The sequence below is a fragment of the Vagococcus sp. CY52-2 genome (assembly GCF_022655055.1).
Lineage (GTDB): Bacteria > Bacillota > Bacilli > Lactobacillales > Vagococcaceae > Vagococcus.
The window spans coordinates 184,099-195,826 of the sequence record NZ_CP093384.1 but is presented as its reverse complement, the minus strand read 5'-3'; the positions used below and the strand labels follow the sequence as shown (position 1 = coordinate 195,826).

General features: G+C 31.2%; 14 protein-coding genes and 2 riboswitches. Of the genes, 7 read left to right on the top strand and 7 right to left on the bottom strand.

All coding sequences use genetic code 11. From position 1 onward, the window contains the following. Positions 1 to 103: 103 nt before the first annotated feature. From thiT to MN187_RS00915, 5 genes are all read right to left on the bottom strand, one after another. Positions 104 to 664 carry an energy-coupled thiamine transporter ThiT gene (gene thiT, locus MN187_RS00935; protein ID WP_117973469.1) on the bottom strand — a complete coding sequence of 187 codons (561 nt, stop codon included), beginning with the start codon at positions 662 to 664 and terminating at the stop codon, positions 104 to 106. Positions 665 to 726: 62 nt separating this feature from the next. Next, positions 727 to 828, bottom strand: a riboswitch (TPP riboswitch). 542 nt (positions 829 to 1,370) lie between these two features. Continuing rightward, positions 1,371 to 1,883: a DNA topology modulation protein gene (locus MN187_RS00930; RefSeq protein ID WP_117973470.1), complete on the bottom strand. Its 513-nt coding sequence runs from the start codon at positions 1,881 to 1,883 to the stop codon at positions 1,371 to 1,373. Positions 1,884 to 1,983: 100 nt separating this feature from the next. Then, positions 1,984 to 2,865: a hypothetical protein gene (locus MN187_RS00925; protein WP_241699564.1), complete on the bottom strand. Its 882-nt coding sequence runs from the start codon at positions 2,863 to 2,865 to the stop codon at positions 1,984 to 1,986. Positions 2,866 to 2,880: 15 nt separating this feature from the next. Then, the gene (locus MN187_RS00920) at positions 2,881 to 3,549 is read right to left on the bottom strand and encodes a class D sortase (protein WP_242094028.1); all 669 of its coding nucleotides are present in this window, start codon (positions 3,547 to 3,549) and stop codon (positions 2,881 to 2,883) included. After that, positions 3,549 to 4,118, bottom strand: coding sequence for a hypothetical protein (locus MN187_RS00915; protein ID WP_241699565.1), 570 nt, complete (start codon positions 4,116 to 4,118; stop codon positions 3,549 to 3,551). Before MN187_RS00915 ends, MN187_RS00920 begins: the two co-directional genes overlap by 1 nt. Before the next feature lie 262 nt (positions 4,119 to 4,380). On the opposite strand from MN187_RS00915, the gene MN187_RS10585 reads away from it, so the two are divergent. The 6 genes from MN187_RS10585 (at position 4,381) to MN187_RS00895 (ending at position 7,673) form a co-directional block, all read left to right on the top strand. Next, positions 4,381 to 4,476 carry a S26 family signal peptidase gene (locus MN187_RS10585; RefSeq protein ID WP_371821052.1) on the top strand — a complete coding sequence of 32 codons (96 nt, stop codon included), beginning with the start codon at positions 4,381 to 4,383 and terminating at the stop codon, positions 4,474 to 4,476. A 44-nt stretch (positions 4,477 to 4,520) separates the two neighbouring features. Further along, positions 4,521 to 4,682: a S26 family signal peptidase gene (locus MN187_RS10580; protein ID WP_371821051.1), complete on the top strand. Its 162-nt coding sequence runs from the start codon at positions 4,521 to 4,523 to the stop codon at positions 4,680 to 4,682. Positions 4,683 to 4,698: 16 nt separating this feature from the next. Beyond that, positions 4,699 to 5,112 (top strand): helix-turn-helix domain-containing protein, encoded by a 414-nt coding sequence (locus MN187_RS00910; RefSeq protein ID WP_241699566.1) that lies wholly within the window; start codon positions 4,699 to 4,701, stop codon positions 5,110 to 5,112. Between the two features lie 309 nt (positions 5,113 to 5,421). Beyond that, positions 5,422 to 6,525 carry a YibE/F family protein gene (locus tag MN187_RS00905; protein WP_241699567.1) on the top strand — a complete coding sequence of 368 codons (1,104 nt, stop codon included), beginning with the start codon at positions 5,422 to 5,424 and terminating at the stop codon, positions 6,523 to 6,525. Beyond that, complete coding sequence (locus MN187_RS00900; protein ID WP_158559456.1) at positions 6,515 to 7,261, top strand: YibE/F family protein; 747 nt, start codon at positions 6,515 to 6,517, stop codon at positions 7,259 to 7,261. The genes MN187_RS00905 and MN187_RS00900 overlap by 11 nt, the downstream gene beginning before the upstream one ends. Positions 7,262 to 7,296: 35 nt before the next feature. Then, positions 7,297 to 7,461, top strand: a riboswitch (M-box (ykoK) riboswitch). Positions 7,462 to 7,532: 71 nt separating this feature from the next. Continuing rightward, on the top strand, positions 7,533 to 7,673 hold the full coding sequence (locus MN187_RS00895) for a hypothetical protein (protein WP_158559457.1): 141 nt from the start codon (positions 7,533 to 7,535) through the stop codon (positions 7,671 to 7,673). Between the two features lie 499 nt (positions 7,674 to 8,172). On the opposite strand, the gene MN187_RS00890 is transcribed toward MN187_RS00895, so the two are convergent. Both MN187_RS00890 and MN187_RS00885 read right to left on the bottom strand, forming a co-directional pair. Then, the gene (locus MN187_RS00890) at positions 8,173 to 9,279 is read right to left on the bottom strand and encodes an NADH-dependent flavin oxidoreductase (protein ID WP_242094583.1); all 1,107 of its coding nucleotides are present in this window, start codon (positions 9,277 to 9,279) and stop codon (positions 8,173 to 8,175) included. Between the two features lie 105 nt (positions 9,280 to 9,384). After that, entirely contained in the window at positions 9,385 to 9,753 is a 369-nt protein-coding gene (locus MN187_RS00885; protein WP_117973477.1) for a transcriptional regulator, SarA/Rot family, read from the bottom strand. Positions 9,754 to 10,207: 454 nt separating this feature from the next. On the opposite strand from MN187_RS00885, the gene MN187_RS00880 reads away from it, so the two are divergent. Beyond that, complete coding sequence (locus MN187_RS00880) at positions 10,208 to 11,641, top strand: catalase (protein WP_117973478.1); 1,434 nt, start codon at positions 10,208 to 10,210, stop codon at positions 11,639 to 11,641. Positions 11,642 to 11,728: the final 87 nt, after the last annotated feature.

The window sequence follows — 11,728 nt, the reverse complement described above, 5'->3', positions numbered from 1 at the left end:
CTAACTTTGTCACATAGGATACTACAATGGATTTGTTTCAGTCCACCACTTTTAAATTAAAAAATAAAACACCCCTTTATTAAAGAGTGTTTTTTCAAGCAGGTTAATTATCTGTCATCATAAATAGGCTTTTATTTTTATTCAAGATTAATAGTAGAATAACCATCGTCACAACACCAGTCAGTAAACCACTTATCCCATTTGCCACTAATGAATACGTCACTGGAGATAGTCCCCAAATGGCATATTTACCCCAAAAGATAAACCCCGCAATAAAATGAAAAATGTAACGTGCTAACACACCGACAAATGTCCCTGAGACGACATAACGCCAAGCATTTGATGGATTAGTTTTCAGCGTTATTTGTAGTTTTTTATTGAATAAACCAGAAAAACCAGCCGCTGCAAAAGCAAAAATGTATTCAACAATAACTTGAGAGACGGTTAAAAAATAAACTTGTCCCATTAAAAAATGTAGTAAGCCCCAAACTAACCCAGCATATATTCCCGGTATAGTTCCACGACGTAATGCGTATAATGTTAAGGGAATCATTCCTAAAGAAATGGAAAATCCTGTTCCTATATTTAATGGGATAAACGATAATGACATTGATAATGCGGCAACGATCGTCCCCTCTAAAATAATTCTTGACCTTTTCGACATAAAAAAACTCCTCCTATTATCGATTCATACGTGACCAATCAACAAAAGAGCAGTGCTTACTTGCTACCACTTCACACAATTCCTACGATTGAATTAACAATATCAGGTTCGAGGGTTTAGAGTCTATACTCATTCTCAGCTTGAAGGCTCCCCTTTGTGACGGTTATGTATTTAATTTATTTCACACACAGTATGTCATGTATCCGCTTAAGAGTCAAATTAATCACTCAGATTCTGTTAATCATCTAGTTATTTAATTACTCAGATACAAGATTTTTACAAATTTGAATAACATCAGTCATCCCTTGTGCTAAGCGATGATGGTTATTAACAAGTAAGTAGCATATTTCCTCTATCTTTTTTGCATTCTTTAACAAAATTCTACTCCTTAGTCATCACACAATCGTACAAATATTACGTTAATACACAAGGAGATAGTTGTTGAAATCCCTTACCCGTATCTTTTGCGACATCAAAAAACGCTTCACAATACTTTTTTAAACTTTTCCAGTCTTGATTTTCCTATGCCTTGTCTGAATTTCCCATATATTTTATATTACTTTTCTTCTATATTTTAGCGTAAAAACTCAATAACTCGTAACAAGTTCTCTTATAAATACCAAATTTTTATCATCGTTATATGAAAAGAATCGACTTTTGATAACATAATTTCTTCTACATAACACACCACATACATTTTTCTATTTCACATATTTTCTAAAGAATTTAAGAAATCATCTATTTCTTTTTGGTTCATTAATTTGATTAAAGTTTGTTCACTAGTTAAATCCTTAAGATGCTCCTCTATCAACGGCTCATGATTTTTTGGAAATTGCCAAACCCATCTGATAAACGCCCAATCTAATTTCTCTGGGCAATTTTCTTGCATATCAGGACGCGTTTTTCCTCGGTAACGAATAAAACGTTTGAACACATGATACAAACAAGTCAGTCTTGAACGTTTTAAATAAATGATGGTATCTGCTTCTCTTATTCGAATATCTAACGTACTACTATAATTTCCATCAATAATCCAAAAATTTTGCTTAACTATATCATATAATATCTCTCGTTGCTCTGCTTTTGTACTCATCTTCCAGTGTGGTTTCCAAAACAATTTATCTAAATGATATAAGTTTATTGCTAAACTATCCGCTAATTGTTTTGCTATGGTACTTTTTCCTGTACCAGGAGAACCTATGACTATCATTTTTTTCATCGAGCATTACGCTCCTTGCCGTTATATTAATTAGCTCCATAGCTGATTACCTATACACATGTTGAAAAAATCCAACCGTTAATCTGGTTGGATTCAGTATTTAATATTCTATTTCGTCCATTACTTGTTGCTTTCGTCTAAACCCACGTTTCTCTAAACGTTTATATTCTTTATAAGAATACACACTTAATAAAATACCTAATATTAAAAATACTAGACTTACTATAACTTGTACTAGCATTGGTAATTTAAGGCTTTCTATAATCCATACTTTCATGTGATCGTCAATAATCGATAAATAAGTCAGTGGATTTTTCATTGATAGAATAACGGTAAAAGATACAAGTAACAAACCTGTACTCGTTATCACATAAGCAATATTTCTTACAAACACATGCTTATATCGGCCGCTTGCAAAGTACAAACATAAAATTAATAAACACAATACGATAAGCGACACAATCAAAGTAATCGTAGTTAATCGTTTAATTAAACTAACCCGTAAACCAATTGTTGAAATAATTTTATTATGAATTTTTCCATTATAAATCTCGATGCTTTTTGTAATGAATTGGTCGACAGACGCTTGATTTTCTGCTGTAATAGGTTTATTTTCTTTTTTAGCATAATCTTCTACCGCAGTCTTTAGCCTTGATTCAACTACATCTTGTTTTATTTCATAAGATTCGCCTTTGAACGCCTTAGTTATAAATTGGTCAAAATCTTTTGTTACTTCCGATTGTGATATTATTTGATTTAATCCGTCTTGTTTTATACCGCTAGCCATCCCGATATCTTGAATGGATTGATTAATTGAATCAGTCAAACTTTTAGTGTAATCACTCTCCATAGCTACCTTTATCCAATGATTTGAAGATAACAAAAACGGTTTTGCAATCAATATCTCACTAGCAATCAATAAACACAATACAGAAAGTAATGTTAGCAAAAATTGATAGACATGCTTTATCTTTTTATTCATCTAAACATCCTTTCTCTATTGGTTTTGATCAATCATTTTTCCAGAAATTCGTTCAGCATAGACAAACAATCGATTATCAGTTAAGCCAATCATATCTATCGGATAACACGTGTATAAAATTAATTGATTATTATCTGATTTTTTATAGAGAGTTTCGATGGCAGACTTATCATCAAATCGAGCAACTTTTTTATGAGTTACTTTATACTGATACGTTTCATAACTTGTTTTAATAGTAATTGTGTCATCTGATTCAACTCCATCTAGAGCTGCTAAATCTGCTGTATTATGACCACCTATAAGTGTTGTTCCTTCTTCACCAGGAAAAACACTCCCATTAAATTGCCCTACTCCTTCTCTCAAATCTTCCTGAGAATCACCGTAAATTAATCGTGCTTGAACATTATATTTATCTATATTAACGACCCCGTACTCCGCTCCTAGGCTAGGATATTCAATCTGACTCGAAGGGATTTTATTTTTTACAGAGGTAATATTTTTTTGCTTCGCTTCATCAAAGATAGAACTAACTTTTGTATTTTCTGCTTTTTCTGTAATGCTAATAGCACTGACAAATAAGTCAACTGTCTCTCTAAATGGCAAGAATAACAAGAATAAAATGACATAGGCAGAAATAAAAAAGAGTACTGGCATATAAACATATGCCAGTACCCTTTTATTCATTAACAACTAGCTCCTCTTCTTTTTGAGAAGAAACCTGTCGCTACTGTTAATGCCACTAAACTAGCAATTGTCACGATGGCACTAGTTAGTGAAATACCGGTTGTTTTTACAACTGGATTACTACTTGTTGTCGCAACAAATACTTTTTGTCCAGCATTATTTGTAACATTTCCTTTACTATCCACAGATAAGCCTAGTGCTTTTGCTGCTTCTAAAATATGATTTTGAATTTGGTTTTGTATATGTTTAGGTAACTGTTTTAAAAAGTCTTCCAAACCTGTTGCTTTAATACCTGCTGAATTATCAACAGCTAATTGTTTAGCCGCTTCAATATGACCAACTACAGTATTAACAGTTTCAGCACTATAATCATTGGTTTTTAAATCATTTTCAGCTTGCTGAATATCAGTTGCTGAAAAGAAAAAACGCTGGCCTTCTTTAGTCGTAATCCCCGCATTCAAAGAATCTAATATACGTTGTTCATCAGTAGAGATGGCTCCAGCAGCATTCGCTGTAATCGGTAACATGACTACTAACAAAGTAAAAATAAGTGATACTAATTTTTTCATTAATTAAAACCTCCTTTTTATACTGTTATATTATATCACAACCTAATGATACAACCTACCTTTTTATCTATTTTTTCTCATATTTTTCTAATCATATCTATTGTTCATTCCTTTATATAGCTATATGACTACTTTTTTGATATTACATTATAATAAATAAAAAGAGGTCGAACATGAAAAAAATTTTAAAAAATAATATACTATTATTATTCAGTATTTTTTTATTCTATTGCTACAATTATTTATTGTTTCCTCAACTAAGGTGTCTAGCGAAGAAAAACAATATGTAGAGCGTATTATTGGTTTACCTGGAGAAACTGTTTGCTATAAAAAGAAGCAACTTTTTATCAATAATTAACAAGTAAGAGAAGCATTTGATTAAAAAAACAGAGTACATACTGGATTTTTTCTTATAAATTAAATCGTCATGAATTTTTTGTTTTAGATGACAATGGAGGAAATTCTATCGACAGTAGACATTTTGGTTGTATTAATAAACGCAATATTGTGGGAAAAATGATTTATCTTTTTTTTCCACTTCCTTCTATTGGAAAAATAAATTAAAGGAGTGTGAGATAATATGAACTTAGGAACCATTATTACAAGTAAACGAATTGAGAAACAGCTAACCCAGGATCAATTAGCGAAAAAATTACACGTTACAAAAGATACGATTATAGAGTGGGAAGATGATATTCTCTATCCAGATATAAATGATTTAGTAAAACTTGCAAAACTATTAGGCTTTTCATTGGATGACCTATTCCTAACAGACAATCAGACACCTTTAAAGCCTATCATGAAACAAACAAATAAACACTATTTTCAATTTTCCATCATTATTTGCCTAGTGACTTTAATTATTTTATTGGCTGTTTTATTCGCATCATTGCTAACAGAAAATTCTAAACTGATTATTTCTGGAATGATTATGTTAGGAGAATTAGTGAATCTATTTGCACTTACTTATTATATAAAAAAATTCATTAATTAAAAAATCACAAATCTATATTTTGTGATTTTTTAATATACTCAAGTAAATCTATCAAATCTTGCTACTTAAGTCTAAATTCAAATAGTTCCGTTTTCATCTACTTAATATTAATTTCTCCCTGTCAATGGTAACACCTTATATTCTTTTTAATTTAGCTCTTTCGAGAATATTTTTAAAAAATGATATTCATTACTTTTTATTATAAAATGATTAAATAATTAATAAATAATAAATATCATTAATCTTCTAATGAAAAACTATCATAATATGTCTATAATTATGATAGTTTGATTGATAAGGAGGTTTACTTTGTTACAAAAATATCTATGGGGCTTTTTTGCCGCCATCCTTTTAACCTTAAATATTTGGTGGATTTATCAAACATTGCAATATAATCAATACCATGATCCTTTAGGGAAAATTACTAAAATTGAAACAAGCAATAAACAAGACACTATTGATGAACATCAAAATAAAGACGTCCTAACAACTCAAAAGATAGAATTAATTGTATTATCCTCTCAATATAAAGGAAAAAAACTAACTCTTTCAAATACCTTTAGTCAATCAAAAATTAAGGATCAAGATTATAAAAAAGGCGAGTTAGTATTTCTATCTATCAAGGATAGTAACATGTCACAAACTACCATTCTCGATACTAAACGAGATACAGGTTTGGCTATCATGATGTTTTGTTTTGTTCTTTTACTAATACTTATAGGAAGAAAAAATGGGGTTACGTCTCTACTAGGACTTATAATAAATACTGGTCTTTTTTACTGCTTATTAATCATTTATGAACAGATTTCTAGTCAATCTCTTGTGTGGCTTTGCTTACTATTTTTTCCTATCATTGTGTCTAGTACCTTAATTATTTCAAATGGTTGGAATCAAAAAACTAAGATTGCTATTTTAGCAACAATTTGTAGCACACTGGTGACTTTTATCGTAGGAGTAGGCGTAATCACTTTATTAAAACATAAAGGACTTCGTTATGAAGAAATGGAATTGATTACTAGGCCCCAACATGTTCTCTTCATCTCTAGTTTATTAATTGGGACGATGGGAGCAACAATGGATATTTCCATTACACTCAGTACTGCCATGAATGAAATCGGTCAAAGACATAAGCAATTAACCCCTCAAGCATTGTATCAATCAGGGATACAAGTTGGATCTGATGTCATTGGTCCAATGATTAATATTATGTTTTTTTCTTATTTAAGTGGATCCATTCCTTTAATCCTTATTTTTTTAAGAAATGATATGTCCTTTAATTATACGTTTCCTATTTCTCTCTCGCTCGAAGTGACTCGCGCATTAATTGGAAGCATTGGGATTATCTTAACTATCCCCATTACCAGTTTCATTGCAAGTATTTTTCTGACAAGGAGGAATGAACATGAGTGTTAACTTAGTCTTACTTCTAGTTCTTATCTTGTTATTCTGGTTTTTTCAAAAAAAAAGGGGATTACTTACATTAATCACATTGGGGATTAATTTAGCAATGCTATTTTTCATGATTTTAGGGTTTAACTTAGGCTTTTCTCCAATTATATTAACCGTTATAACCTCTATTTTAATCAGTGCAAATAATCTATTTAATATTAATGGGTTTAACCCTTCAACAAAGTCAGCTTTTTTAAGTAGTACATTCATTATTTTACTCATGGTTTTTCCGATATTTTTTACCACTTCCTTATTGCATCTTCAAGGAATCCCTCTTGAAGGATTAATGGAAATGGATATGTACTCGTTACATATTGGAATATCTTTTGTTGATTTAAGTGTGTCTGTCCTTCTTATGACTGTCATTGGTGCTATTAACGACATTGCTATTTCAATTACCTCATCCATGATTGAAATTAAAGAACAACTTCCTGACCTGTCTCTTTCTGAATGGAAATCTTCTGGTCTAACAGTAGGTAAAGATGTTTTAGGACCAACAATTAATACCCTCATTTTCGCAGCTATAGGTAGTCAGTTTGCATTATTAATTTGGGTATTTGATTTGAATTATAGTCTAACACAACTGGTAAACAGTAAATTAATTGTCACAGAATGGGTTGCAATTATTTTTAGCGGGATTAGTATTGCCATCACGATTCCCATTACGATTTTCTTACTCATAAAACAAGTTAAAAATTGACAATGCCTTATATTCCGTTAAAATAAAATACGATAAATGAATTTTGTTAGGTGAGGCTCCTATGCAAACACAGGCTATTGCCCAAAAACGTCGAGAGACACCAATGGGTAGAACAGGAATTGTCGTTAAGGCTTTTCATAAGATAGCTAAGATGTTTCTTTACGTTGCATAGTGCTAAAGCTCAACATATTACTTAAAATATGTTCGTTCTTTCAAGTCCTAACCTCTTTATTTAGTTAGGGCTATTTTTAATTTTAGGAGGTGGATGATTATGATGATAGTTTTTGCCATTGCAATTGTTGTGGCTCATATTGTGGGACACAATGCCACAGAGATAGTTACAGATATACCAATATTATCTGACGATTTTGACCCTCATCCCACTCTAGTTGGTTGTCGTCAATTTAACTAAGCCTTCCTAACAATTATTTATCGAACAAAATACCTGTAAAGAAAAACAGAAGCTAAAAACGGCTTTTGTTTTTCTGTTTCTTTGTATAAAAGATAGCTGAAAAAACATATACCACCTAAATGTAATCGTTTGCATTTTTTTTAGAGACAGGTTATTATAAGCATATAAGGAACTACAATTCCCACAATTAGTTAACAAGATATTTAGATCTTATCAGCTTTAAACGAGAAAGGTAATATTTAAAAGATTTGTAACTGGTTGACATGTAAACAGAAACACATGTAAGTGAATTAGAAGTTTAAACAAGATAGAAAGGCGTGGGAATTTGAAATCTTCCTTATTAACAAAATAAGACCTAACAGGTGTTTAAGATTTATTGGAGAAACAAAAGGCACTCCAATGTGAAACGTACGACAAAAAGCACAAAATCCTGTTAGGTCTATTTTTTATCAAAAAATAACTAAATCCTATTATAAAAAAAGAATGATGAGTCATCTCATCATTCTTTTAATCTTTCAGGCATCATAAATTCAAGAAATTCAGTCAACCCATCTTGAATAAACAATTCTTCTCTGTCATACATAGATAAAGACGTTCTAATCAGAGGTTCTTTATTATCCAATATTTTTTGTGCCCAATGAGGATCAATAATCATAGAACGACCAACTGCTACAAAATCAGCATTCTCTAGAACATTTTGGACATCTTTTAAAGTTCTCACATCACCTATTCCAATTAAAGGGACTCTATTATTTATTTTTTGATAAACATATTCAAGCATCGATTTATCCTGATAAGAAGGAGAAACAGATTTACGATTATAATCATTTAAAGAAATATGAAGATAATCCAATCCTTTATTAGATAATTTATCGATTAAGAACAACGTATCTTCAAATTTAATACCAGGATTTTCAAACTCCTCTGGTGAGAATCGATACCCAATAATAAAATTTTCTACATCTGATTGATCAACTGTATCAATTATTTCATCAACAATAGTATCAATAAAATGGTATCTTTTTTCTAATGTGCCACCCCATTCATCTTTTCGTCGATTAGAATGTGGTGAGAAAAATTGTTGAATAATATAAGTATTTGCTCCATGTATTTCAACTCCATCAAATCCTGCCTTGATTGCACGAATTGTCGCTTGCTTGAAGCTATCGATTAAATGTAAAATATCACTTTCAGTCATTTCACGTGGCATTTCCGCATCTGGTCTTTCTGCAGCTATACTGCTTGCTGAAATTGGTTGAGTACCACGTAAAATCTGAGAATTAGTCATTCTTCCAGCATGAAAAATTTGTAGAATAGCCTTGGTGCCATTTTTTTTAATACTACTTGCAAGTTTACTCAAACCAGGAATCTGTCTATCGTCATAAACTCCCAATTCGCCTTCCCATCCTTTACCATCTTCTTGAACATTAGCTGCAGCTGTGATTACTGCTCCCACGCCACCTGAGCGCAACCCATAATAATTTGCTTCATCCGTTGTAATAACACCATCGTAAAAAGACATCTTAGTTGTCATCGGGGCCATAAACAATCTATTTTTTAATGTTAATCCTCGCTTAAATGTTACACTATCAGTAAAATTCTTCAACATGATCCTCACCTTTCATGAAAGTTTTATATAAATGCATGCGCACGCATTTTATGGATAGTATGTTATAATAAAAAAAGTCTATGAGCAAGCATAATGACTTAATCATAAACGTTCATTTAGGATAATTTCTATATATCTCTCAGCTTCAATCAACATATTTTTTCCTTTTTTTGTTAGATGGATATATATACCACGTTTGTCATCTAGACACGTCGTTCTTTCTATCATACCATAATCTTCACTTTCCATTCTAACCATCATTCTAGACATCGCACTTTGACTTAAATTAAAATATTTACTTATATCAATCAATTTAATACAGTGGCTAGGTGTCTTTCCCAAATAATATAAAACATAATATTCATTTAATGATAAATTCACTTTTCTTTTTAGTGTATTTTCTAATTTTTTTTCTAGCTTATTATGTTGATTGGTATAATCTAACCATCTCTCCATTAATTTATTTTCCATACTCACATTCCTCACCGTATTATGTATCATATCTACACTATACATCATTTAATTAACTAATAAAATGAATAATATTTTTAATGTATTAGCCTATTATTATCTAATGTAATAATAGTAACTTTAACAATTATTTATAATTATTACACTATTTATTAACAAAAAATTCACAAATTATAGATATTATATAAATGTACCAACAAAACAACCCTAACAAACTTTTTCATTTTATTTACTCCTCCAAAGTAAATAAAAACAACTCCTTCCTTGAATGGTTAAGCCATTCAAGGTTTTTTTATTTCTCAACCTATAAAAACAATAATGATTTAATTACTTCATTATTTCCTATTTCTAATGGTTATGAACAACAAATTATATCATCGTAAGTTAGAATCTTTGACATTCTTTTTACTTGTACATAGTATTAGCGTTAAGAAATAAGAAGGGGGGCATTGAAATGAATGAAAATTATTTAACTACATCTCATGGGGCACATGTTGGAGATAATCAAAATTCCTTAACTGCAGGGGAATTTGGTCCTGTCTTAATTCAAGATGTTCATTTATTAGAAAAATTAGCACATTTCAACCGAGAACGTGTTCCTGAACGTGTTGTCCACGCAAAAGGAGCGGGTGCTCACGGTATTTTTAAAGTAACAAATGATGTTTCTCATTATACAAAAGCAAATTTTTTATCAGAAGTTGGTAAAGAAACAGACATGTTTATCAGATTATCAACTGTAGCTGGAGAATTAGGTGCTGCTGATACATTACGTGATCCTAGAGGTTTTGCAATTAAATTTTATACGGAAGAAGGAAATTATGATTTAGTAGGAAATAATACACCAATCTTTTTTATCCGTGATCCTCTAAAATTTCCAGATTTTATACATACACAAAAACGTGATCCAAGAACCCATCTAAAAAGCCCGACTGCTATGTGGGATTTTTGGTCTCTTTCGCCAGAATCATTACACCAAGTGACTATTTTAATGAGTGATCGTGGTATTCCTGCAACGTTTCGTCATATGCATGGTTACGGCAGTCATACATATACTTGGGTAAATCAAACAGGTGAAAAATATTTTATTAAATACCATTTTAGAACAAACCAAGGTGTCAAAAACTTAGATTCTTCATTAGCTGCAAAATTAGCGGGTGAAAATCCAGATTATCATATTGAAGATTTATCAAATGCTATCAAACATGATGACTTTCCTTCTTGGACACTCTATGTTCAAATCATTCCTTTTGAAGACGGACTAAATATGAAAGAGACTCTATTTGATGTCACAAAAACTGTATCGCAAAAAACTTATCCTCTCGTTGAAGTTGGAGTCATGACATTAAATCGTAACCCGGAAAATTACTTTTCTGAAGTAGAACAAGCCACATTCTCTCCTGGTAACACTGTACCTGGTATTGATGTATCACCTGACAAATTATTACAAGGTCGTTTATTTGCATATGGAGATGCTCATAGATACCGTGTTGGTGCTAATAGTGCTCAACTTCCAATAAACATGCCAAAAGCAACCGTTCACAATCATCAACAAGATGGTGCTATGGCGTATAAAAATGTAAACGGAAGCATAAATTATGAGCCAAACAGCTTTGATAGAACAATAGAAGATAAACAAGCTAAATCTACGAATTACGAAGTCACAGGCGAAGTAGGTAATTATAGTTATAATGATGATTTTTATACTCAACCTGGCATCTTATACAATATTTTTTCTGAAGAAGAAAAAGAGCGTTTAACCGATAACATCGTTGCATCGCTATCACTTGTTGAAAATGAAGAAATCAAAAAACGTCAAGTGGCGCAATTCTACAAAGTGGATAAAGACTACGGAGAACGTGTAGCTAAAAAGTTAAACTTAAACATATAACTAAATCATTCACTATAAACGTGCCAAGTATTAAAAAAAGGAAATAATAAAGTATCCAATCTAAACAATAGATTATAAATTTTAGTA

Bases quoted from the DNA above. Each gene is read 5' to 3' on its own strand.
- MN187_RS00915 (WP_241699565.1), bottom strand. From the start codon at position 4,118: ATGAAAAAATTAGTATCACTTATTTTTACTTTGTTAGTAGTCATGTTA.
- MN187_RS00925 (WP_241699564.1), bottom strand. From the start codon at position 2,865: ATGAATAAAAAGATAAAGCATGTCTATCAATTTTTGCTAACATTACTT.
- MN187_RS00880 (WP_117973478.1), top strand. From the start codon at position 10,208: ATGAATGAAAATTATTTAACTACATCTCATGGGGCACATGTTGGAGAT.
- MN187_RS00895 (WP_158559457.1), top strand. From the start codon at position 7,533: ATGATGATAGTTTTTGCCATTGCAATTGTTGTGGCTCATATTGTGGGA.
- MN187_RS00930 (WP_117973470.1), bottom strand. From the start codon at position 1,883: ATGAAAAAAATGATAGTCATAGGTTCTCCTGGTACAGGAAAAAGTACC.
- MN187_RS00900 (WP_158559456.1), top strand. From the start codon at position 6,515: ATGAGTGTTAACTTAGTCTTACTTCTAGTTCTTATCTTGTTATTCTGG.
- MN187_RS00885 (WP_117973477.1), bottom strand. From the start codon at position 9,753: ATGGAAAATAAATTAATGGAGAGATGGTTAGATTATACCAATCAACAT.
- MN187_RS00920 (WP_242094028.1), bottom strand. From the start codon at position 3,549: ATGAATAAAAGGGTACTGGCATATGTTTATATGCCAGTACTCTTTTTT.
- MN187_RS00910 (WP_241699566.1), top strand. From the start codon at position 4,699: ATGAACTTAGGAACCATTATTACAAGTAAACGAATTGAGAAACAGCTA.
- thiT (WP_117973469.1), bottom strand. From the start codon at position 664: ATGTCGAAAAGGTCAAGAATTATTTTAGAGGGGACGATCGTTGCCGCA.